General features: G+C 71.8%; 23 protein-coding genes. 16 read left to right on the plus strand and 7 right to left on the minus strand.

Features of this window, described 5'->3' with window-relative positions; genetic code table 11:
• Positions 1-81: 81 nt before the first annotated feature.
• Together CRM73_RS09385 and CRM73_RS09390 are read left to right on the plus strand one after the other, a co-directional pair.
• Positions 82-819 carry a peptidase gene (locus CRM73_RS09385; protein WP_229587486.1) on the plus strand — a complete coding sequence of 246 codons (738 nt, stop codon included), beginning with the start codon at positions 82-84 and terminating at the stop codon, positions 817-819.
• A 167-nt stretch (positions 820-986) separates the two neighbouring features.
• Positions 987-3245 (plus strand): esterase-like activity of phytase family protein, encoded by a 2259-nt coding sequence (locus CRM73_RS09390; RefSeq protein ID WP_229587488.1) that lies wholly within the window; start codon positions 987-989, stop codon positions 3243-3245.
• Between the two features lie 85 nt (positions 3246-3330).
• Here the strand turns inward: CRM73_RS09390 and CRM73_RS09395 are convergent, their stop codons facing one another.
• Positions 3331-4035, minus strand: coding sequence for a Pr6Pr family membrane protein (locus CRM73_RS09395; protein WP_115163323.1), 705 nt, complete (start codon positions 4033-4035; stop codon positions 3331-3333).
• A 92-nt stretch (positions 4036-4127) separates the two neighbouring features.
• Between CRM73_RS09395 and CRM73_RS09400 the strand changes: the two genes are divergently transcribed.
• The 10 genes from CRM73_RS09400 (at position 4128) to CRM73_RS09445 (ending at position 13136) form a co-directional block, all read left to right on the plus strand.
• The gene (locus tag CRM73_RS09400; RefSeq protein WP_229587490.1) at positions 4128-4973 is read left to right on the plus strand and encodes a DUF1524 domain-containing protein; all 846 of its coding nucleotides are present in this window, start codon (positions 4128-4130) and stop codon (positions 4971-4973) included.
• Positions 4974-5430: 457 nt separating this feature from the next.
• Positions 5431-6378 carry a tripartite tricarboxylate transporter substrate binding protein gene (locus CRM73_RS09405; RefSeq protein ID WP_229587492.1) on the plus strand — a complete coding sequence of 316 codons (948 nt, stop codon included), beginning with the start codon at positions 5431-5433 and terminating at the stop codon, positions 6376-6378.
• Complete coding sequence (locus CRM73_RS09410; RefSeq protein WP_229587493.1) at positions 6375-6914, plus strand: tripartite tricarboxylate transporter TctB family protein; 540 nt, start codon at positions 6375-6377, stop codon at positions 6912-6914. Before CRM73_RS09405 ends, CRM73_RS09410 begins: the two co-directional genes overlap by 4 nt.
• Positions 6911-8416 (plus strand): tripartite tricarboxylate transporter permease, encoded by a 1506-nt coding sequence (locus tag CRM73_RS09415; RefSeq protein ID WP_229587494.1) that lies wholly within the window; start codon positions 6911-6913, stop codon positions 8414-8416. Before CRM73_RS09410 ends, CRM73_RS09415 begins: the two co-directional genes overlap by 4 nt.
• The gene (locus tag CRM73_RS09420) at positions 8388-9302 is read left to right on the plus strand and encodes a sugar kinase (RefSeq protein WP_229587495.1); all 915 of its coding nucleotides are present in this window, start codon (positions 8388-8390) and stop codon (positions 9300-9302) included. The genes CRM73_RS09415 and CRM73_RS09420 overlap by 29 nt, the downstream gene beginning before the upstream one ends.
• A gap of 7 nt (positions 9303-9309) precedes the next feature.
• Positions 9310-10053: an IclR family transcriptional regulator gene (locus CRM73_RS09425; protein ID WP_229587496.1), complete on the plus strand. Its 744-nt coding sequence runs from the start codon at positions 9310-9312 to the stop codon at positions 10051-10053.
• Positions 10041-10667 carry a bifunctional 4-hydroxy-2-oxoglutarate aldolase/2-dehydro-3-deoxy-phosphogluconate aldolase gene (locus CRM73_RS09430; protein ID WP_229587497.1) on the plus strand — a complete coding sequence of 209 codons (627 nt, stop codon included), beginning with the start codon at positions 10041-10043 and terminating at the stop codon, positions 10665-10667. Before CRM73_RS09425 ends, CRM73_RS09430 begins: the two co-directional genes overlap by 13 nt.
• Before the next feature lie 45 nt (positions 10668-10712).
• The gene (mgrA, locus tag CRM73_RS09435; protein WP_370658533.1) at positions 10713-11762 is read left to right on the plus strand and encodes an L-glyceraldehyde 3-phosphate reductase; all 1050 of its coding nucleotides are present in this window, start codon (positions 10713-10715) and stop codon (positions 11760-11762) included.
• Entirely contained in the window at positions 11763-12239 is a 477-nt protein-coding gene (locus CRM73_RS09440; protein ID WP_229587498.1) for a heme-degrading domain-containing protein, read from the plus strand.
• A 147-nt stretch (positions 12240-12386) separates the two neighbouring features.
• Positions 12387-13136 carry a class I SAM-dependent methyltransferase gene (locus CRM73_RS09445; protein ID WP_229587499.1) on the plus strand — a complete coding sequence of 250 codons (750 nt, stop codon included), beginning with the start codon at positions 12387-12389 and terminating at the stop codon, positions 13134-13136.
• 130 nt (positions 13137-13266) lie between these two features.
• On the opposite strand, the gene CRM73_RS09450 is transcribed toward CRM73_RS09445, so the two are convergent.
• Both CRM73_RS09450 and CRM73_RS09455 read right to left on the minus strand, forming a co-directional pair.
• Entirely contained in the window at positions 13267-14385 is a 1119-nt protein-coding gene (locus tag CRM73_RS09450; protein WP_229587501.1) for an MBL fold metallo-hydrolase, read from the minus strand.
• A gap of 143 nt (positions 14386-14528) precedes the next feature.
• The gene (locus tag CRM73_RS09455; RefSeq protein WP_095650099.1) at positions 14529-15437 is read right to left on the minus strand and encodes a LysR family transcriptional regulator ArgP; all 909 of its coding nucleotides are present in this window, start codon (positions 15435-15437) and stop codon (positions 14529-14531) included.
• Between the two features lie 70 nt (positions 15438-15507).
• Here CRM73_RS09455 and CRM73_RS09460 point away from each other — a divergent pair, with 70 nt between their 5' ends.
• On the plus strand, positions 15508-16104 hold the full coding sequence (locus CRM73_RS09460; RefSeq protein WP_165440225.1) for a LysE/ArgO family amino acid transporter: 597 nt from the start codon (positions 15508-15510) through the stop codon (positions 16102-16104).
• A gap of 10 nt (positions 16105-16114) precedes the next feature.
• Here the strand turns inward: CRM73_RS09460 and CRM73_RS09465 are convergent, their stop codons facing one another.
• The gene (locus CRM73_RS09465) at positions 16115-16495 is read right to left on the minus strand and encodes a hypothetical protein (RefSeq protein ID WP_229587503.1); all 381 of its coding nucleotides are present in this window, start codon (positions 16493-16495) and stop codon (positions 16115-16117) included.
• 190 nt (positions 16496-16685) lie between these two features.
• Between CRM73_RS09465 and CRM73_RS09470 the strand changes: the two genes are divergently transcribed.
• The 3 genes from CRM73_RS09470 to CRM73_RS09480 all read left to right on the plus strand — a co-directional run bounded on the left by CRM73_RS09470 (position 16686) and on the right by CRM73_RS09480 (position 19291).
• Positions 16686-17183: a hypothetical protein gene (locus CRM73_RS09470; protein ID WP_229587505.1), complete on the plus strand. Its 498-nt coding sequence runs from the start codon at positions 16686-16688 to the stop codon at positions 17181-17183.
• Between the two features lie 149 nt (positions 17184-17332).
• Entirely contained in the window at positions 17333-18844 is a 1512-nt protein-coding gene (locus tag CRM73_RS09475) for an amidase (RefSeq protein ID WP_229587507.1), read from the plus strand.
• A gap of 141 nt (positions 18845-18985) precedes the next feature.
• Complete coding sequence (locus tag CRM73_RS09480; protein WP_017834986.1) at positions 18986-19291, plus strand: hypothetical protein; 306 nt, start codon at positions 18986-18988, stop codon at positions 19289-19291.
• Positions 19292-19307: 16 nt separating this feature from the next.
• Here the strand turns inward: CRM73_RS09480 and CRM73_RS09485 are convergent, their stop codons facing one another.
• The 3 genes from CRM73_RS09485 to CRM73_RS09495 form a co-directional block, all read right to left on the minus strand.
• Entirely contained in the window at positions 19308-19448 is a 141-nt protein-coding gene (locus CRM73_RS09485; RefSeq protein ID WP_229587509.1) for a hypothetical protein, read from the minus strand.
• Positions 19449-19518: 70 nt separating this feature from the next.
• Entirely contained in the window at positions 19519-20094 is a 576-nt protein-coding gene (locus tag CRM73_RS09490; protein ID WP_035924477.1) for an NADPH-dependent FMN reductase, read from the minus strand.
• Positions 20095-20119: 25 nt separating this feature from the next.
• On the minus strand, positions 20120-21217 hold the full coding sequence (locus CRM73_RS09495) for an FAD-dependent oxidoreductase (protein ID WP_229587511.1): 1098 nt from the start codon (positions 21215-21217) through the stop codon (positions 20120-20122).
• Positions 21218-21246: the final 29 nt, after the last annotated feature.

The raw sequence follows: 21246 nt of genomic DNA on the forward strand, positions 1-21246 counted from the left end.
CGTGTGCTCTTCCGATCTGCGCCGCGGAGGCGCAGCACGGCGTGGCGGGCGACCCCGGCCGTGGGCGTCGTGGTGCTGCTGATGCTCTGGTTCACGCCCGGGCTCCTCCAGGACTACGCGCTGCCGGTCATCCGCCCCTACCTGCCGAACGCGTCGGCGCCCCCGCCCGGGGTCGGGGCAGCACCGGCGCCGCTGGGGGCGCCCCCGGTGGTCGAGGACGTCGGGGGCCACCGCTTCATGGACTCCCCGGACCCCGCCCAGCCGATGGTCGCCTACGACCCGTGCAGTCCGGTGCACTACGTCGTGCGCCCGGACGGCGCCCCGCCGGGCGGCCGGCAGCTCGTCGAGGAGGCGGTCGCCGAGATCTCCGCGGCCACCGGTCTGCGGTTCGTCCCCGCGGGGACGACGACGGAGGCGCCCGCCGAGCAGCGCGCGCCCTATCAGCCGGACCGGTACGGCCGGCAGTGGGCGCCCGTGCTCATCGCGTGGTCCGACGAGACCGAGGTGCCGGGGCTGGCCGGCAACGTGGTGGGCCTCGGCGGCAGCACGGCCCGGCAGGCGCCCGGGGGGCCGTTCGCCTACGTCACCGGTCAGGCCGCCCTCGACGCCCCCGGTCTGGCGCCGGTGCTGGAGCACCCGGACGGAGCGGCCCACGTCCGCGCGACCATCATCCACGAGCTGGCGCACGTGGTGGGGCTCGCCCACGTCGACGACCCCACCCAGATGATGCACCCGGCGGGCGGGGCCACGGTGCTCTCGGCCGGGGACCGGGCCGGCCTGGCGAAGCTGGGCGCCGGGCCGTGCGTGCCGCGGCTCTGACCCGGACCGCGCCGGCGTGCCGCCCGCCGTGCCCGGATCCGGAGCGGAGCCGCAGGCCGGAGCGCGGTGGGCGGACGCCCGGTGGGTGAACGAGCGGCGCGGCGTCGTTCGCCGACATGTTCCCCGGATGCCACCGGCCGGCCACGCCCCGGTCCTACGCTCGGCGCATGCGCAGAGTCCCAGCAGCCGCCGCACTGGCCGCGGCCGTCCTCCTCACCTCCACGCCGGGGGCGCTCGCCCACAACGGCGATCCGGGCCGCGGGCCCGCCGGCGCGCCCGTGCTCGAGCAGCGCGCCACCCTCTCCGCCGACCACCTCGCCGAGGGCCCGCCCTCCGGGGCGGCGGCCACGCCGGCGAACGGCCGCACCGGCCCATTCGACGGACAGGTCATCCCCGGCTTCTCCGCCATGGTCGACAACGGCGACGGCACGTTCTGGGCTATGCCGGACAACGGCTTCGGCAACCAGGAGAACTCCGCCGACTTCCTGCTGCGGCTCTACCGCATCGCCCCGCAGTGGGAGACCGCCGAGGGCGGGAGCGGCGAGATCGAGGTCCAGGACCACGTGTCGCTGCGGGACCCGCACCACCGCATCCCCTTCCCCGTGGTGCACGAGGACACCGAGGAGCGGCTGCTGACCGGCAACGACTTCGACGTCGAGTCCGTGGTCCGCCAGCCGGACGGCACCTTCTGGATCGGCGAGGAGTTCGGGCCCTTCCTGCTGCACGTGGACGCCGAGGGCGTGGTGCTCGAGGAGCCCGTGCCGCTGGCCGACGTCCGCGACGGCGGGACGGGCACGCTCGAGTCGCCGCAGAGCCCCTACCTCGAGGACGGGGAGCGGCCCGCCGTCGGCGCCAGCAAGGGCTTCGAGGCCATGGCGGGCTCGCGGAACGGCCGCTACCTCTACCCGATCCTGGAGGGCGCCCTCGCCGACGACGACGATCCGCGCCGCCGGCTGGTCCTGGAGTTCGACACGAGGACGCGGGAGTACACCGGCCGCACGTGGGACTACGAGACGGACACCGACGCCAACCTCGTGGGCGACGCGTTCCTGACGGGTCAGAACCGGCTCCTGGTCCTCGAGCGCGACGACCTCGACGGCCCCGCGGCGGTCACCAAGCGCGTCTACGCCGTCGACCTCCGCCGCACGGAGGACTCGGGTCGCCTCGAGAAGGAGCTGGTGGCCGATCTGCTGGCCATCGACAACCCGGCCGGCATCGGCACCGGGACCTCCCCCGGCGCCTACGGCGTGGGCGCGCAGTTCTCCTTCCCCCAGCAGTCGGTCGAGGTGGTCCTGCAGCTGCGGGACGGCCGCCTGCTGGTCGGCAACGACAACAACTACCCGGGCAACGACGCCCGCGTCCCGGGCACCCCGGACGACACCGAGCTCATCGTGCTGGACCGCGAGCGCCTCGAGCCCGCGGCCGGGACGGGCCCCGAGGTGATCGGTCACCGCGGCGCCTCCGGCTACCGCCCCGAGCACACGCTGGCCTCCTACCAGCTGGCCATCACGCAGTGCGCCGACGTCGTCGAGCCCGACCTCGTCCCCACGAAGGACGGCGAGCTCGTGGCGCGGCACGAGAACGAGATCGGCGGCACCACGGACGTCGAGGACCGCCCGGAGTTCGCCGAGCGGCGCACCACCAAGGTGGTCGACGGCACCGAGGTCACCGGCTGGTTCACCGAGGACTTCACGCTGGCCGAGCTGCGCACCCTGCGCGCGGAGGAGCGCATCCCGGAGCTGCGCCCGGGCAGCACCGCCTTCGACGGCCTGTACCCGATCCCGACGTTCGAGGAGGTCGTGGACCTCGCCCGCCGCTCGCGCACCTGCGACGGCGAGCCGGTGGGGATCGCGCCCGAGCTCAAGCACCCCACGTACTTCGACTCGATCGGCCTGTCCCTGGAGGAGAGGACGGTCCAGGTGCTCGAGGCCAAGGGTCACGGCGACGAGGCGGACCCGGTCGTCCTCCAGAGCTTCGAGACGGCCAACCTGCGCGAGCTCGACGGGATGACCGACGTGCGCCTCGCCCAGCTGGTCGACTGCTCGGGCGCGCCGTTCGACCTCGCTACCGCCGGCGATCCGCGCGGCTACGCGGACCTCACGACGGCGGAGGGCCTCGAGGAGATCGCGTCCTACGCCGACATCCTCGGCGCCTGCAAGGACGTCATGATCCCGCGGAAGGCCGACGACACCCTCGGCGAGCCGACGGCCGTGATCGCCGACGCCCACGCCGCGGGTCTCGAGGTCCACGGCTGGACTTTCCGGGCGGAGAACTTCTTCCTCCCCGCCGAGCACCGCGCCGGCGCCGATCCGCGGGCGCACGGCGACCTGGCGGGGGAGATCAGGGCCTTCGTGGAGGCCGGCATGGACGGACTCCTCTCCGACCACCCGGACCTCGCGGTGGCGGCCCTCGAGGACCGGTCCTGACGACCCGTTCCGGCGCCCTGTCCTGACGACGGCGCTCCAGGGGCCGCCCGGGCCGTACCGGGCGGCCCCTGCGCGGCCCGGTCGGTCACCGGCGGCGCTCGGCCCCGTCGTCGTCGGCGGGAGCCCTGGTGCGGAGCCGGGAGAACCCGACGAGGACCGAGGCCGTCGCCGTGATCGCCACCGCGAGCACCGCGATCCACACCGCCACGGACCCGTAGCCGCCGGCCGCCTCGTGCGGGTCCAGGAACGGATAGGGGTACCACCAGGGGTTGCCGGTGCTCTCGTCCAGCACGAACGGCGCCCGCACCAGCGTGTAGACGGCCCACAGCACCGGATAGACCACGATCCCGGCGACCGTCCGCCACCGGATCCGGCTTCGCCCCGGGGCGAGCAGCCAGTCCAGCAGCGCGTAGACCGGGACGATCGTGTGCAGGACCTCGTTGGCCCACGGCTGCTCCAGGGCCGCCTCCTGCGGCAGAGCGCGCAGCAGCGCGTTGTAGACCACCCCGGTGGTGACGGTGTACGTCGTGGCCGCGGCGCGCAGGGCCCCGAACCACGGCGGGTCGGCGCCCCGCCGGGCGAGCAGCGACCACGCACCGAACCCGAACACCACGGCGTGGAACAGCGACGTCTGGATGGTGAAGTAGCTGAAGAAGTTGGCGACGTCGACCGCGATGGCCCGGTCCCCGCGCTCGATCCAGAACCGCAGGTACGCCTGCAGCCGCCCGGCCACGGCCACGACCAGGGCCAGGCCCATCAGCACGCGGGCCGCGGCGAAGCACCGTCTCATGTCTGCCTTCCTCCGGTGCCGCAATCTACCCCGAACGGCTGACCTGCGAGAATAGGGGTCCCGACACCACCGGCCGGAGCGGAGGGAACACCGTGCGCAGGTTCGAGCCACCGCAGACCCGTGCCCGGCGGACGCTGCTCGTCCCGCTCGCGGTCGCCCTGGGCGTCCTGACCGGCTGCACGCCGCAGGCCGTGGAGGCCACCTCCCCCGCCGCCCGGGCGCTCGCGGACCTGCCGGTCGAGAACGCCGGCGGCGGGGAGGACTACGACCGGCTCGCCCAGTTCGGGGACTGGGCCGATCCCGACGGCAACGGCTGCGACGCCCGCAACGACGTCCTGGCCCGGGACCTGACCGGTGACGTCCTCCACGACGACGGGTGCAGGGTCCTCTCCGGGACGCTCGAGGACCCCTACACCGGGCGGACGATCGAGTTCGTCCGCGGACCACTGACCTCCGCCGACGTGCAGATCGACCACGTGGTGGCGCTGAAGAACGCGTGGATCTCCGGGGCCGACCGGCTCACCCGGGACGAGCGCACGGCCCTGGCCAACGACCCGCTCAACCTGCGGGCCGTGGACGGGCCGACCAACGGGGAGAAGTCCGCCTCCGACGCCGCCGGGTGGCTGCCGCCGAACGAGTCCTTCCGGTGCGAGTACGTGGCCACCCAGATCGCGGTCAAGACCCGCTACGAACTGTTCGTGACGGCTCCCGAGCGGGACGCCATGGCGGACGTGCTGGCCGGGTGCCCGGACCAGGACGTGCCCACCGACGTCCCGCCCGCCGGGAACACCGCCGCGGGGCCGTCACCGGCGGAGGAGGTCCACTACGCCGACTGCGCCGCGGTCCGCGCCGCGGGTGCGGCGCCCCTGCGCTCGGACCAGCCCGGCTACCGGCCGGAGCTGGACCGGGGCGGGGCCGAGGGCCTGGCCTGCGAGTGACGGTCGACGCCGCGGCACCGGGGGCAGCACAGGACTCACCGGCCTGCCGCTGAGCAGCAGGCACAGGGGGACACCCCGTGATGCCGGCATCTCGCGGGCAGCACCCCCACTTGGCGTTCGACCAAGAGGACGCGCGGCACCCCGCCGGCATGACCGGCCCGGCGGCACCGGGACGGTTCGGGAACGACGTGCCGCATGCGCGCCGGCGGTCAAGCCCCGGCCCCCGGTCTGTATCAGGCCGAACCATGTCGTCGATCGAGGATTTAGCTGCTGGCCGCGTGGCTCCCCCATGCGATGCCACTCGTTCCCGACACATCTGTGGTGACTCTTGTCACAGGCGCACCTCTCGCTCTACTGTTGTGCAACATACACAGCGTTGTTGCGATATACGCAACATAAAGGAAAGAGGACGACGATGTCCCCACGATCGACGACCCGACGCCGGCGCAGCATCACCGTGGCTACCGCGCTGACCGGCGTGCTGGTTCTGAGTGCATGCGCTGACCGCGGCGGCGCTTCTGCCGCCGGTGGTGAGTTCCCTTCCGAGACGATCACCTTCATGACGCCCACCTCCGCCGGGGGCGCGACCGATCTGACAGCTCGCACCTTGGCTACCGAGATGGAGAAGGACCTCGGTGTTTCCATCGTCGTGGAGAACCGGCCCGGCGGCGCCGGAAGCGTTGGCATGGAGCACCTCGCAGCCCAGGCCGCCGATGGCTACACCATCGCGGTCCTCCCGGTGGAGGTCAGCCTGCTGGGACACCAGGACTACGAGATCGACCCTGCCGACTACGACTTCCTCGGTCAGGCGAACTCGCAGCCCGGAACCATCGCGGTCCCGGCCGACAGCCCCTTCCGCACCCTGGAGGACCTGGTCCGCGCGGCCGAAGAGGTCCCGGGCAGCGTGGCGGTGTCCAACGCCGGACCCGGGTCCATCTGGGAACTGGGCGCCACCGAGCTGGGCAACGCCGCAGGCGTGGAGTTCAAGAACGTCCCCTTCGACGGGGGCGCCCCGGCCGTGACGGCCGCGACAGGTGGACAGGTGGACGCGGTCGTGGCCGGCATCGGCGAAACGGCGCCCGCCCACGAGGACGGCCGTCTGCGCGTGCTGGCGGTCTTCACCGAAGATCGCGCGCCGGCCCTTCCCGATGTGCCGACGGCCTCCGAGCAGGGGCACGACGTGGTGATCGGAAGCTGGGCCACGGTCGCGGCACCGGCCGGACTCGACGCGGAAGTCGCCGGTACCTTGGAGGAGTCCTTGGAGAAGGCGGTCGCTTCCGAGGCCTATGTCTCCTTCATCGAGAAGGGCGGCAACATCCCGCTTCACCGCTCCGCGTCCGAGACGGAGGAATTCGTCAACGCCGAGAGCAGCCGCTTCGCCGAGCTGGTCGGAGCCGGGTCGTGAAGGACGTGCCGGTGCTGAGCGCGCCGGACGGGGTGGCCGACACCGGTTCCTCGGCTGTCACCGACCGTTCCGCGGTGGAGCCGGCGCTGAGGCCCGGGAGGAGCAACGGACGCGGCCTCCTCGTGGCCCTGGCCGTGGCCTTGCTCGGTGGCACGGCGGTATGGTCGGCCACCGCCCTGGAGCTTGCGAGTGTGGATGGATCCGTCGGTCCGGGATGGTGGCCGACGGTGCTGGGCGGCCTGCTCGTCGCCGGGGCCGTGGCCATCGCGGTCGTCGCCCTGCGACGGCCTGATCCCCTGCCCCAGGAGCGAGTCAGCGCCCACGGTCTGGGGCGGTTGGGGGCCGTCGTCGCAGCGATCGTCCTGTACGGCATCGGCTGGCAGTTCTTCCACTTCCTGCCGGTCACAGTCGTGTTCCTGTCCGTCTTGCTGTTCGTCACCGGCGGGCGGGGGATCAAGGCGTTGGTGGTGTTCCCGGCGCTGACCGCAATGGTGCTGTACGGGTTGTTCGGTCTGCTGCTGCGGGTGCCGCTGTGAACGCCGTGGTCGAGGGTGTGACCGCCCTCCTGGATCCGACCATCGGACTGTGCCTGCTGATCGGGGTGCTCCTCGGCACGCTGGTCGGTGCTGTCCCGGGCATCACGGCGACGATGGCCGTTGCTCTGGCCGCAGGGTTCACCCTGACGCTGGAGCCTCTCCAGGGCCTGGCCGTGCTGCTGTCCATCTATGTGGCAGCCCAGTTCGGGGACCGAGTGCCTGCGATCCTGGTGAACACCCCGGGCACCCCGGCCTCCATTGCTTCCACCTTTGACGGGTATCCGCTGGCGAAACAGGGCAAGGCGGGCATCGCGCTGACCAGTTCCGCGCTGGTCTCCGCGGTGGGCTCGTTGGCGGGGATCCTCATCCTCGTGCTCGCGGCCCAACCCCTGGCGTCGGTGGCCCTGCGGTTCGGCCCGGCCGAGATGTTCGCGCTCGTCGTCTTCGGCCTGACCATGATGGTCGGGGTCTCGGGCAGCAACGTCCTGAGGGGCCTCGTCGCAGGGGCGGCAGGCCTTCTGCTGGGCACCGTCGGACGCGATCCCATCACCGGCGACACCCGTTTCACCTTCGGGTTCTCGGAGCTCAGTTCCGGCATCCCGTTCATCGCAGCGATCATCGGTCTGTTCGGGATCGCGGAGCTCTTCAACCAGCTGGCCGAAAGGCGCAAGAAGAACAACCCTGCGCCCATCACGCAGCTGGGAGCGTGGTGGCCCACCCGGGCGCAACAACGGGAGCTGCTCAAGCCCTCCGCCATCGGCACCGGGGTCGGTGCCGTAGTGGGTGTGGTTCCCGCCGCCGGCGGGGACATCGCAGGCGTCATCGCCTGGGCGCAGGCCAAACGTGCCTCCAGGCACCCGGAGAAGTTCGGGCACGGCTCGCTCGAGGGCCTGGCAGCGGCCGACAGCGCGAGCACGGCGACCATGGGCGGGTCCGTCACCACCACACTGGCCCTCGGTGTGCCCGGGGATTCCGTGATGGCCGTGATGATCGGCTCCATGATCATCTGGGGACTCCAGCCCGGCCCCGCCCTGTTCGTGGAGTCCCCAGATCTCGTCTACAGCCTGGCCACCATCATGGTGTTCGCCACGTTCATGGCCATGGCCCTGGCCCTGGTCCGGATGCAGGGCGTGGTGAAGCTGCTCGCCCTGCCGCAGCAGTACCTGACGGCGATCATCATCGCCTTCTGCATCGTGGGCACCTACGCGGTGCAGAGCAGCGTCTTCGATGTGGTCCTCATGCTGTGCTTCGGCCTCATCGGCCTGCTCATGCGCCGGTTCGGTTTTCCCGCCGGCCCCATGGTGCTGGGTCTGATCCTCGGCCCCCTGGCCGAGAGCAACCTGCGGCGGGCCCTCGTCATCGACGGCTTCGGGACTGTGCTCACCAGTCCCATCGCCGTCGGTCTCCTCCTCCTCAGTCTCGGCGCTGTGCTGCTGCCGTGGCTCCGTTCCACCTCGAAAGCGAGGAAACTCCGTGCCCGAGTCCCTGAATCCGTCCGGTGACGGCCCCGCCGTCCTGTGCCTGGGCGAGACGATGGCCCTCGTCGCACCGGCCGCCGCTGAACCCCTCGAGAGCGCGGAGAGTTTTGTTCTCTCCGCCGGGGGCGCGGAATCCACCGTGGCTCTCTATCTGTCCGGTGCGGGTCACCGCACCGCCTGGTTGAGCCGTGTGGGCGACGACCCCCTGGGCCGGCGCCTGCTGCGGCAGATGCAGACGCACGGGGTCGACATCTCGCTCGTCGGCTTGGACCCCAGCGCGCCGACGGGAGTGTACTTCAAGGATCCCGGCCAGAGCGCCACCACGGTCTACTACTACCGTTCCGGCTCGGCCGCCTCGACGATGGGGCCCTCCGTCCTGCACGACGTCAAGTGGGCGCAGCTGCCGGTGCTGCACCTGTCGGGCATCACTGCTGGGCTCTCTGCGAGCTGCCGTGCCCTGCTCAACGCCGCTTTCCCCGCCGCCCGGGACCACGGCACCCTTGTGTCCTTCGACGTCAATCATCGACCGGGGTTGTGGTCGGCGGAGGAGGCGGCACCGGTGCTCGCCGAGTGCGCTCGGCAGGCCGATCTCGTCTTCGTCGGCCGGGACGAGGCCGAGACGCTGTGGGGCACCGGTGACTCGGAGGCGCTCTACGAACTCCTCGGGGCGCCGCAGCACCTGGTGGTCAAGGACGGAGCAGTGGGTGCCACGGACGTCTCGGCCGTCGGGTCCGTGTTCGTGCCCGCTCACACCGTCGATGTCGTGGAGGTGGTCGGCGCCGGCGATGCCTTCGCCGCCGGGTACCTTTCCGGGGTGCTCACCGGCGAGCAGCCCACGGCCCGGCTGGCACTGGGCCACACCCTGGCCGCCCGGGCCCTCTCCAGCGTCCACGACTTCGATCTGGTGTAGTGAGGCCATGTCACAGAGCATTCAACGGGCCATCGAGATCCTCGAGTACGTCAGTGTCCAGCCCCGCACGCCCAGCGAGGTCGGCGCGCACTTCGACATCCACCGCTCCACGGCCTTGCGCACTCTGCAGACCCTCACGGAAAGCGGACTGACGCGACGACGAGAGGACGGGCGCTACGGCGTGGGCTACCGCCTGGCGGGACTGGCCAATCTCGCCCTGGACCAGTTCGACCTGGCCAATATCGCTCACCCCTACCTGCAGGAACTGGGGCGCCGGTGCGGGCACACGGTCCATCTGGCCGCCGTGCAGGGCCGGTCCATCGTCTACGCCGACAAGATCGAGCAACCCGGCATGGTGCGGCTGTACTCCCAGATCGGCCACCCGGTCACCATCCACACCTCCGGGGTCGGCAAAGCCATCCTGGCCTACCAGACCCCGGAGTTCGTGGAGCACGTGCTCAGCAGCGTCGACTTCTCCCGCTACACCGCCACGACGATCACCTCGCGCGAGCAGTTCCTGGAGCAGCTGGCCCAGGTCGTGGAACGGGGCTACGCGGTGGACGACGGCGAGTACGAAGACTTCCTGCACTGTGTCGCCATGCCACTGCGCGACGCCACCGGCCAGGTCACCGGGGCGGTGTCGATCACCGCCCTGAAAGCGCGGGCCACCATGGACGACCTCGTGGACCTGCTGCCGGCCTTGAGAACCACCACCACCACGATCTCGAAGGAGTTGGGATGGCGTCCGTAGACGACCTTTTCGACAGTACTTTCGCCCGCACATCGGTCATGGCCATCCTGCGCGGCTACACGCCCGAGCGCACCGTCGAGCTGGCCACCCGCGCCTGGGAACTCGGCATCGGCTGCGTGGAGGTCCCGGTCCAGTCGCCTGCGGCCGTCGAAGCCCTGGCCGAGACCGTCGCCGCCGGGCGCGACCACGGGCGTGTGGTGGGTGCGGGCACCGTCGTGAGCCTGGAGCACCTGGAACAGGCTGTCGCGGCCGGGGCGGGCTTCACCGTGGCGCCGGGCCTGGACCTCGCCGTAGCCCAGGCCAGCATCGCAGCAGGATTGGCTCACCTTCCCGGAGTCGCCACCGCATCGGAGATCCAGCGCGCCGCCGATTACGGCATGCTCTGGGTCAAGGCCTTCCCCGCCATCAGCCTCGGAACCTCCTGGTTCCACGGGATGCGCGGCCCTTTCCCCCAGATCAAGATCGTCGCCACCGGCGGCATCAACGCGCACAATGCCCGGGAGTACCTCGAGGCCGGAGCCGATGTCGTCGCGGTCGGATCCGCCCTCGAGGACCCGACACAACTGGAGCTGCTGGCAGCACTGATGCCCTCACCGTCCACCACCACCCCCTGAGAACCGCGGACCCTCACCGCCCACCACGACAACAAGGACACACCCGTGCAGAACACCACCAGCCACTACACCCCGAGCCCCACCCGCTACGACACGATGCACTACCGCCGGGTCGGCAACAGCGGGCTGAAGCTGCCCGCCGTCTCCCTGGGCATGTGGCACAACTTCGGCGACGACACGCCTCTGGACCGGCAGCGCGCCATTGTCCGCCGAGCTTTCGACCTGGGCATCACCCACTTCGACCTGGCTGATGGCTACGGCCCGCCCGCCGGCGCTTCCGAACGCAACGTCGGACGGCTCCTGGCCCAGGACTTCCACGGCCTGCGCGACGAGCTGGTGATCTCCACGAAATCCGGCTACCCGTTCTCCCCCGGCCCCTACGGCACCGGCAGCTCCCGCAAGCACCTGCTGGCCGCCCTGGAGCGATCCCTCGACAATCTCGGGCTGGACTACGTGGACATCTACTACAGCCACCGCTTCGACCCGGAAACCCCCGTGGAAGAGACCGCCGCCGCCCTGGACACCGCGGTCCGGCAAGGCAAGGCCCTCTACGCCGGCGTCTCCTCCTACTCCCCCGCGCGCACCCAGGAGATCGCCACCGCACTGCGCGACCTGGGTACCCCTCTGCTGATCCACCAGCCCTCCTACTCCCTGCTGAACCGATGGGTCGAGCACGGCGACCCCACCCTTCTCGACGTCCTGGCCGGCGAAGGCACCGGGTGCATCGCCTTCTCCGTCCTGGCCCAGGGCCTCCTCACCGGCAAGTACCTCAACGGCGTACCCGCCGGGTCCCGGGCGACCCAGGGCAAGACCCTCAAGGACGGCATGCTCTCCGAGGAGAACCTCGGCCACGTCCGCGCGCTGGCCCGTATCGCCGAAGAACGAGGGCAGTCGTTGGCGCAGATGGCTGTCGCCTGGGTCCTGAAAGACCCCCGGATCTCCTCCGTGCTGGTCGGTGCGAGCAGGCCCGAGCAGCTCGACGACACCGTCCAGGGGCTGCAGGGCGCGGATTTCACCACCGAGGAGTTGTCCCGCATCGAGGAGCACGCTCTCGACGGCGGGCTCAATCTGTGGACCGTCTCGAGCGAGGCCTGAATGTCCACCGACCGCGCCTACCTGGAACAGATCCAGGCCGACGAGCACGAGCTTCAGTTCACCACCTTCGACCGGGAGGACGCCTGGCGTCTGGGCAACGCACTGCGCAGGGCGGCCGTCGAACAGGGCCTCCCCCTGGTCATCGGCATCACCTTGGGCGCCCAACGGGTGTTCCACACGGCCCTGCCTGGGGCCACCCCGGACAACGACTCGTGGCTGGAGCGCAAGGCGGCCGTAGTCACCCACTTCGAGCGCAGCTCCATGGGAGTCGGCGAGCAATTTCGTGCCCTGGGACGGAACTTCGAAGACGACTCGCGTCTGCCGTCCCACCGCTACGCGGCCAATGGAGGAGTGTTTCCCATCAAGCTGCGCGAGTCCGGGACCGTCATCGGCACCGTCGGGGTGTCCGGATTGCCGCAGCGCGACGATCACGCGTTCCTGGCGCAGCAGCTACGGGCGTTCCTCTCCGGGCAGTGACCCGGACCCACCGTCCGCGCCGCGGCACGGTGTCCGGACACCGGTCACATGTGAGGCGGAAGGGTGCTGTAGCCGGATCGGATGTCAGCAGGCGGGGCGGCAGCCTCACTGCTCTTCCTTTCGCACGGCAGGACGGAGAAGAATCTGATGATGGACCTTCCCCGCATCTTCACCATCCGCGAGAGCACCCACCGGATCCACAACCCGCTGACCGCGGGCAAGCTCGCGGCCCTGGGCGAGGCGCTCCGTCTCGACCCCGGGACACGGATGCTCGACCTGGCCAGCGGTTCGGGCGAGATGCTGTGCACCTGGGCGCGTGACCTGGGTTTCACGGGCACCGGGGTGGACATCAGCACGGTCTTCACCGAGCAGGCCCGGGCCCGCGCCGTCGAACTCGGCGTCGCGGACCGGGTCGAGTTCGTCCACGGTGACGCCGCCGGCCATGTCGCGGACCAGCCGGTCGACCTCGCCGCCTGTATCGGCGCCACGTGGATCGGCAACGGCGTCGCCGGAACCGCCGAGCTGCTCGACCGCAGCCTCCGCCCCGGAGGACTGATGCTGATCGGCGAGCCCTACTGGCGGCGGCTCCCTCCGGACGAGGAGACCGCCCAGGCATGCCACGCCACCGGCATCGCCGACTTCCTGCTCCTCCCGGAACTGATCGAGCAGTTCCAGGCGCTCGGATACGACGTCGTGGAGATGGTGCTGGCCGACCAGGACAGCTGGGACCGCTACGCCGCCGCCCAGTGGCTCAACCTGCGCCGCTGGCTCGACCAGAACCCGGACGACGATCTGGCCACCGAGGTACGCGAAGAACTCACCACGGAGCCCGCCCGCTACGCGCGCTCCACGCGTGAGCACCTCGGCTGGGGAGTCTTCGCCCTCATGGAACGCTGATCTCCCGGAGCAGGTTCCCGGGGCAACGGGCGTACGGCCCGGCGGGACCGAGGAGGTCGAGGCCGGGGCGCAGCACGAAAAGACCGGTCCGGGAGTACCAGGAGCGCCTGGAGGAACGCGTGGGAGGCGGCTACAGACCGATCTCGTCCAGGTCGGCCCCGACGATCAGCCGACCGCTGTACCCCTGCTGCGCCGCCTGCCACTTCTCGAGCGGCCAGCTGCCCGGCACGAAGTGGTTGAGCACGAGCGTCGGAACGCCGGCCTTCTCCGCGATGGCGCCCACCTCTTCGACAGGGGTGTGGGACTTGATGAGGTGCTGGAAAGCCGCCTCGTCCTCGGGGCTGCGAGGTTCCGGATAGCGCTGGGCCGCCCATTCGGTGGCGATCACCTCGTGCACCAGCACATCCGCGCCCCGTGCCATCCGGACGAGGTTCTCGCTGGGTCCGGTGTCGCCGGAGAAGACGACGCTGCCGTCCTCGGTGTCGAAGCGGAAGGCGAAGGAGGGGAAGACCGGAGCATGCTGGACCAGGGTCGCGGAGACCTTCACCCGGTCGTCCTCGTAGAAGACCACCGGCTTCATCCGCGGGTGCGGATCGCCGTTCGGGTCGTCGGCGAGACGCTCCGGCAGCGGGATGTCGTGACCGGCGAACATGTCCTGCGGAGCAGGCATGCCGCCGTCGATGGCGCGATCGTTGAAGTCCGTGGCGAAGGCACGCACGAGCAGCCCGACCATCTCCGCGGTGCCCGGGGTGGGGTTCTCGGGGGCGGTGATGGGCGGCATCGGATGGGTGCCGGTCTTCGGCGGCAGGATCCCGCGGTTGCCGGGGACCCACACCGGGACAGGTCGGTCCGCGGCCACCAGACCGTTGTAGGCGCCCAGGCTGAGGATGTTCGACAGGTCGTTGATGTGGTCCGAGTGCAGGTGGGTGAGGAAGATCGCGCGCAGATCGCTCAGCGCGGCCCTGGCCTGCCAGTTCCCGAGCTCGGCGTCCATGAGCCGGAATCCGACGCCCTCGCCGGTGTCCACGAGGTAGTAGCGGTCACCGACGACCAGCGCGCTGGCGATGCCCGTGCGCGGCGGCTCGGTGGCGCCCCAGCCCGGACCACCGCTGGTGCCCAGGAGGACTATCTTGGTCCGTGCATCGGAACGCAACGGCGTGCCGGCCGCCGCCGCAGCCACGGGGGCCGGGGCGAGCAGCGGAACAGCACCCGCAGCGGCGAGACCGCCGAGCACCGTACGACGCGACACGGAAAGTTCTCGAGAGGACATCAGGACTCCTGGGCAGGCTGCAACGAGACGCACTTCACACTAGTCCGCGGGCCGTCCGCTCAACAGGCGGTCGAGCACCGGCCCCTCACCCGCACCACGAGCGCACTGACCGACTGTGGCCCCTACGCCGGCGGGCCGGCCCCAGGCCCGTCCTGGTCCGTAGCGCGCAGGTGCTCCCGGGCGACCCGGCGGACGCACTCGGTGATGCGGTGCAGCCGCTCGGAGTCCAGCGCCCAGCTCTGCCAGTAGAGGGCGACGTCGTGGTGCGCGTGGTCCTCGAGCAGGGCCAGGGACCCGTCGGCGAGGTCCGTGCCCAGCTGCAGCTCCGGGAGCATGCCCCAGCCCAGGCCGGCCCGGACGGCGGCGAGGAAGCCCTCGGCGGACGGGACGGTGTGGGTGGGCGGGGACCGGTCGACGCCGCGGGCGCGCAGCGCGCGCAGCTGCAGGTCGTCCTTGGCGTTGAACCGGAGCACCGGCATGTCCGCCCAGTCGACGCCGGCCTCGGTGGTGAACCGCCGGCGCAGGGCGGGGGTGGCGACCGGGACGTAGCGCATGAAGCCCAGCCGCTCGAGCCGGCACCCGCTCACGGGGGCGGGGTCGCCGGTGACGGCGCCGATGACGTCCCCCTGGCGCAGGAGCCGGCTGCTGTGGTCCTGGTCCTCCACGTGCAGGTCCAGGGTGGTGTCCGACCAATCGGCGGCCTCCTGCAGGACGGGCACGAACCAGGTGGCCAGGGAGTCGGCGTTGACGGCCACCGGGGTCACCGTCCGGGAGGAGATCCCGTGGCCGAGGGAGTGCAGGGCCTCCGCCTCGAGGACCTGCACCTGGCGTGCGGTGCGCAGCAGCACGGCCCCGGCCTCGGTGGGAGTGCAGGGCGCGCCACGGCGCACCACGACCTGGCCCACGGAGGCCTCCAGGGCCTTGATCCGCTGGCTGACGGCCGACGGTGTGATCCCCAGGGCGTCCGCGGCGGCCTCGAAGGTGCCCTCGTCGACGATCGCGGTCAGGGCGCGCAGATGCTCGAAGTTCATGAAGCAAAACTAACGTACCCATCAATTCTTTCGTTTGTCTGTATCTCAGGAGCTGGCTACCGTCGAGGCCATGTGGAGCATCTGGGGTACCGGGCTGATGAGCGGACTGGCGCTGATCGTCGCCCTCGGCGCGCAGAACGCGTTCGTGCTGCGGCAGGGCATCCGCCGCGAGCACGTGGGCGTGGTGGTGGCGCTGTGCGCGGTCAGCGACGCGGTGCTGATCCTCGGCGGCACGGCCGGGATCGGGGCGCTGGTCTCCCGGTTCCCGGAGGCCCTGGACGTGCTGCGGTGGGGCGGGGCCGCCTACCTGACGTGGTGGGCCGTGCGGTCCTTCGCCTCGGCCCTGAAGCCGTCCTCCTTGACCGCCGAGGCCCCGCGCTCCCGCGGATCGGTCATCGCCACCACCCTGGCCCTGACCTACCTGAACCCCCACGTCTACCTCGACACCGTGGTGCTGCTGGGCAGCCTCGCCAACCAGCACGGAACCGACGCCCGGTGGATCTTCGCCGGAGGCGCCGTGGTGGGCAGCGTGGTGTGGTTCTCCGCCCTGGGCTACGGCGCCCGGGCGCTGTCCGGGGTGCTCAGCAGCCCGCGCACCTGGCGGGTGGTGGACCTGGTGATCGGCGTGGTGATGCTCGCCCTGGCCGTCAACCTGGTGCGGGGCTGATCCCGCGGTCTCAGCCCGCGGTCGGCTCCTCGGTGACCGGCTCCTCGGCGGCAGGCCCTCCGGTAAGCGGCGGCTCCTGGGTCAACGGCTCCTCGGTCGTGGGCTCCTCGGCGGCCGGCTCCTCGGTCATCGGCTCCGCCGACGCCGCCTCGGTCCAGGAGGCGCCGGGCTCCCGGGGCGTCCCGGCGGCGAAGGCCTGCCGGACGGCCTCGGCCTGCTCCTCGGGACCGGCGTGCTCGGCGGCGGCGATCACCGTGGCGAACGCCTTCGTGTCGTGGACGAGCTCGGTGATCGTCTCGGGCGAGTCGACGCACCAGGCGTAGGCCGTCGCGTAGTCCACGGGGCGCCCGTTGGCGGTCACGGTCCCGCGCTCGTCGATCTCCACGCTCATGCGTCCTCCTCGGTCGGGGCTCCGGCCCCCGGGGCGGGCCGGCCGTACGGCGAGAGTACCTCCGGGCGGCACGTCAGAGCTGGAGGAGACCCTCTGCCGGCCGGATCCGCGGCGCCCGGGCGAGCACACCTCGTCCCGGAGTGACACCCTGTCGTCAGCGGTTGTCAGGCCCGCTCCCTAGACTGGACGGGTGCAGGCCTGGCTGGAGTCCCTCCCCCTCGGGGCCGCGATTCTGTTCTTCTGGGCCGGGGCCGTCGTGCGGACCACCACCATCTTCGCCCTGGGCCGCGCCGCCGCCACCGGCGGGAGCCGGCGCTCCGACCGCGTCCGCGAGCTCATGGACACCGCCGTCTACCGGCGGGCCCAGCGGCTCGTGCACCGCTGGGGCGTCCTGGCCGTCCCGGCCTGCTTCCTCACCGTGGGTCTGCAGACCGCCGTCATCCTCACCACGGCCGTCACGGGCATGCCCCTGCGCCGCTGGATCCCCGCGATGCTCGTGGGCACCCTCATCTGGGGCATCATCTACGGCACCGTGGGCATGGCGGTCGTCTGGGCGTGGCTGGAGCAGCCGTGGGTGGTCGCGCCGGTCGTCGTCGCTGTGCTCCTCCTGCTGCTCGGCCACAGGATCCGCGCGCGACGCCGGGCCCGCCGCGAGCGCCGCGACGAGAGGGCGCCGCTCTCCCGCTGACGACCCCGCGATGACGATCCCGGTCCGGCGGACGCCGTCCGGTCGTTGTCGTGCGAGGCAGGTCACAGTACGGTGGCCCCAGCATCCGGCGTTCCGGACCGTGTCCAGCGGCCGTGCGCCGGGCGACCCCCTGATCGTGAGGATCTCCCGTGAGCCTGAGCTGGAACATCGAAGAAGCCACCATCGACACCGTCCAGTCGGCCTACCGGGAGGGCAAGTCAACGGTCCGGGAGGTGGTGCAGGCCTACCTCGACCGGATCGCCGCTCTCGACGTGGACGGACCGGCACTGAACTCCGTGATCACTGTCTCGGCGACGGCCCTCGACGAGGCCGACGCCCTCGACCTGGCGTACGCGGCCCGCGGTGAGCTGTCGGGACCGCTGCACGGTGTGCCGGTCCTGGTCAAGGACCAGGTCGCGACCGCCGGGCTGCGGACCACCTACGGCAGCCGGGCCACGGCCGGGCACGTCCCGGAGCGGGATGCCACGGCGGTCGCCAGGCTGAGGGAGGCGGGGGCGGTCATCCTGGGCAAGACCACGATGCCCGACTTCGCGACCTCCTGGTTCTCGACCTCGTCCGTGTCCGGGGTGACGAAGAATCCCTACGACCTCTCCCGGGACCCGGGGGGATCCAGCAGCGGAACGGCCGCGGCGATCGCCGCGAACCTGGCGCTGGTCGGCATCGGCGAGGACACGGGAGGTTCCATCCGCCTCCCGGCGTCCTTCTGCAACCTGGTGGGCGTGCGCGTCACACCGGGTCTGATCAGCCGGGACGGCATGTCCCCGCTGGTGGTCCCCCAGGACACGGCCGGGCCGATGACCCGGACGGTGGAGGACGCCGCGAAGGTCCTCGACGTCCTGGTGGGCTTCGACCCGGCGGACGCCTACACGGTCGCGGTCCGGCAGCGCCGTCGGAGCGCATCCTTCACCGAGGCGGTCGCCGGCGGATCGTTGCAGGGCCGGCGCCTCGGCGTCCTGCGCGGGGCGTTCGGCGATCCGGCCGACCCGGAGACTGCGGCCGTCGTCCGCGTGGTCGAGGACGCGCTGGCACGGCTCGCCGGGGCCGGGGCGGAACTGGTCGACGTGGAGATCCCCGGTCTGATGGACTACGTGGGCTTCACCTCGCTGTACTTCACTCGTTCCCGGCAGGACATGAACGCCTTCTTCGCCGCCCATCCGGAGACGGGCATCGGCGGTGTGGACGAGGTCCGCGCGAACGGCACCTACGACCCGCACCTGGACCTCTTCGAGGGCATCGCCGACGGCCCCGAGGACCCGCGCACCGACCCCCAGTATCTGGACCGGGTGCTGACCCGCGAGGACTTCGTGCGCGCCGTGCAGGCGCAGTTCGTGGAGCTGGGCCTGGACGCCATGGTCTTTCCCGACGTCCAGCTCGCGGCCCCCACCCACGAGGACGTGCTCGGGGGCCGGTGGACGTGCCTCACCTACCCGACCAACACGGTGATCGCCTCGCAGCTGCACTTCCCGGCGGCCACTGTGCCGGCCGGATTCACCGAGGACCGTCTGCCCGTGGGCCTGGAGATCATGACGTCCAGCTTCGAGGAGACCGACCTGCTCGCGGTGGCCCGGGGTGTGGAGGCCGCGCTCGACGCCCGCAGGGCACCGCGCCTGGAGGCCGTGGTCGATCCGCTGAGCAGCTGATCCTGCGGGTGCGCGCAGAGGCCGGTACCGAGCCACCTCGTCACGCCGCGCCGTGCGACCAGGGCCGGTGCGACCGGCCCGCCGTCCGGTCTCAGCGGATTCTTATGGACCGGGGGTAGTGTTCCGGCAGTGATGTCACCGATGCAGTCTCCCGTTCCCCACATGTTCGCCGCGCCCGTCTACGCCGCCGAGCGGCTGCTCGTCGAGGCCATCCACGACGAGCACGTCAGCGTCGACGCCGTCGTCGTCCTCGACGCCCTGGCCGAGCACGTCACGGCCGCTGAGGCCCCCGCCCTCGAGGTCGTCGCCGAGGACGCCCAGCTCACCTGCGCGGAGCTCACGGCCGCCCTGGGCGACCTGGACGACCTGGGCTACCTCCAGGAGCTGGCCGAGCACGCCCCGCCCCTGTCCGCTCTTCGCGCCTCGCTCTTCGGAACGGCCGCCTGAGCCCAGCGGAACGGGCTCAGTCCTGCTGCTCGGACTCCTCGTTCTTGGCGTCCCCGTGCTCGTGCGGGATCGGGGTCATCTCGGTGGTCATGTCGGCGTCGTCGTTGGAGGCGGCGTCCTCGATGGGGTCCGGGCTGGAGGTGGGCTGCTCGCTCACGGGGTGCTCCTTCGTCGGGATGGCGTGCGCCGCATCGGCGCGGTGTCCCCAGACTACGACGGCTCCCTGCTCAGCCGGCGTCCTCCGCCGGGGCGCGCAGCGGCGCGAGGGCGGTGGACCAGGCCACGACCTGGTCCAGCATCGTGGCCAGCGAGCGCCGGTGGTGCTCGGCCGGGGCGAAGGTGCGGTAGTGCTCGAAGTCGGTGCGCAGGGACAGCGACACCTGCTGGCGCACGTCGGCCAGCTGCAGCTCCCCGGCCACCTGCCGCAGCTGCTCCACGGCGCGCACGCCGCCGGCGGTGCCGTAGGAGACGAAGCCCACGGCCTTGTTGTTCCACTCGGCGTAGAGGTAGTCGAAGGCGTTCTTCAGCACCCCGGGCGCGCCGTGGTTGTACTCGGGGGTGACCACCACGAAGCCGTCGAAGCGATCGATCGTGGCCGCCCACCGCCTGGTGTGCTCGTTCTGGTACTTCCCGGCCGAGGGCGGCACCGGCTCGTCGAAGTGCGGCAGGGGGTGCTCGCGCAGGTCGAGGAGCTCGAACTGGGCGTCGCCGCGCCCCGAGGCGTGGGCGAGGACCCAGCGGGCCACGTCCCCGCCATTGCGGTTCGGCCGGGTGCTGCCGAGGATGATGCCGATGCGGACCATGGCGGTCCCTCCCGAGGGTCTCGGATCAGGTGCTGACAGTGCCAACACGTGCTGCGGGCCGCTGCTTCCCGTCCGGAGCCGCGGACAGCAGCCGCACGGCCTCACGGGCGGCCGCCCGCCCAGCGCGGGTGGCGCCGAGGGTCGAGGCCGAGGCGCCGTAGCCCACCAGCAGCACCCGCGGATCCCGGAGCACGCGCACCCCGTCCATCCGGATGCCGCCGCCGGGTTCGCGCAGCCCCAGGGGTGCCAGGTGGTCCAGGGCGGGCCGGAAGCCGGTGGCCCACAGGATCGCGTCCGCCCGCACCTCCCGGCCGTCGGCGAGCCGGACGCCCTCGGGCGTCACCGCCCCCAGCGGCCCGGCCGAGACGAGGATCCCGGCTTCGATCCCGGCCCGGTACTGCGCGGTCAGGGGCAGCCCGGTGGCCGAGACCACGCTGGCCGTCGGCAGGCCCGCGCGGGTCCGCTCGTCGACCCGGCGCTCGACGTCCCGCCCCCAGTCCGGGTCGAACTCCCGGTCCGTGAAGCGCGGGGGCCGGCGGGTGACCCACGTGGTCGTGGCGCCCGCCGCGGCGAGCTGGAGCAGGAACTGCACGGCCGAGGTGCCGCCGCCCACGACCACCACGTGCCGGCCGCGGAACTCCTCCGCGGAGCGGAAGTCGTGGGTGTGCAGCTGCCGCCCGCGGAAGGACTCCCGCCCGGGGTAGTACGGCCAGTGGGGGCGGTCCCAGGTGCCGGTGCCGTTGATCACCAGCTCCGTCCGCCAGGTGCCGGTGTCCGTGACCACCTCGAGCGGCCCGTCGTCGGACGCCGCCTCGACGCGACGCACCGCGACGGGACGGTGGACCGGCAGCGCGAAGCGGCGCTCGTACTCGCCGTAGTAGCGGGCGACGACGGCGGAGGCCGGCTCGGCCGGGTCCGGCACCCCGAGGGGCAGCCCGGGCAGGTCGTGGATCCCGTGGGCGCCGCCGAAGGTGAGCGAGGGCCAGCGGTGCCGCCACGCTCCCCCGGGGCCGGGATTGGCGTCGAGGACCACGAAGTCCTCCTCGGGGACCAGTCCCCGGCGCCGCAGGTGGTGGGCCGCCGACAGCCCGGCCTGTCCCGCCCCGATGACCACGACCTTCATGCCCACTCCCCTTTTTGGTTGATGTATCA

The organism is Kocuria sp. CCUG 69068, from assembly GCF_020833785.1.
Taxonomy (GTDB): Bacteria; Actinomycetota; Actinomycetes; order Actinomycetales; family Micrococcaceae; genus Kocuria; species Kocuria rosea.

What these genes read in the sequence shown, in the direction of transcription:
- CRM73_RS09385 (WP_229587486.1), top strand. Translation starts at nt 82, where the DNA reads ATGCTCTGGTTCACGCCCGGGCTCCTCCAGGACTACGCGCTGCCGGTC.
- CRM73_RS09390 (WP_229587488.1), top strand. Translation starts at nt 987, where the DNA reads ATGCGCAGAGTCCCAGCAGCCGCCGCACTGGCCGCGGCCGTCCTCCTC.
- CRM73_RS09395 (WP_115163323.1), bottom strand. Translation starts at nt 4,035, where the DNA reads ATGAGACGGTGCTTCGCCGCGGCCCGCGTGCTGATGGGCCTGGCCCTG.
- CRM73_RS09425 (WP_229587496.1), top strand. Translation starts at nt 9,310, where the DNA reads ATGTCACAGAGCATTCAACGGGCCATCGAGATCCTCGAGTACGTCAGT.
- CRM73_RS09430 (WP_229587497.1), top strand. Translation starts at nt 10,041, where the DNA reads ATGGCGTCCGTAGACGACCTTTTCGACAGTACTTTCGCCCGCACATCG.
- CRM73_RS09440 (WP_229587498.1), top strand. Translation starts at nt 11,763, where the DNA reads ATGTCCACCGACCGCGCCTACCTGGAACAGATCCAGGCCGACGAGCAC.
- CRM73_RS09445 (WP_229587499.1), top strand. Translation starts at nt 12,387, where the DNA reads ATGATGGACCTTCCCCGCATCTTCACCATCCGCGAGAGCACCCACCGG.
- CRM73_RS09455 (WP_095650099.1), bottom strand. Translation starts at nt 15,437, where the DNA reads ATGAACTTCGAGCATCTGCGCGCCCTGACCGCGATCGTCGACGAGGGC.
- CRM73_RS09460 (WP_165440225.1), top strand. Translation starts at nt 15,508, where the DNA reads ATGTGGAGCATCTGGGGTACCGGGCTGATGAGCGGACTGGCGCTGATC.
- CRM73_RS09465 (WP_229587503.1), bottom strand. Translation starts at nt 16,495, where the DNA reads ATGAGCGTGGAGATCGACGAGCGCGGGACCGTGACCGCCAACGGGCGC.
- CRM73_RS09480 (WP_017834986.1), top strand. Translation starts at nt 18,986, where the DNA reads ATGCAGTCTCCCGTTCCCCACATGTTCGCCGCGCCCGTCTACGCCGCC.
- CRM73_RS09490 (WP_035924477.1), bottom strand. Translation starts at nt 20,094, where the DNA reads ATGGTCCGCATCGGCATCATCCTCGGCAGCACCCGGCCGAACCGCAAT.
- CRM73_RS09495 (WP_229587511.1), bottom strand. Translation starts at nt 21,217, where the DNA reads ATGAAGGTCGTGGTCATCGGGGCGGGACAGGCCGGGCTGTCGGCGGCC.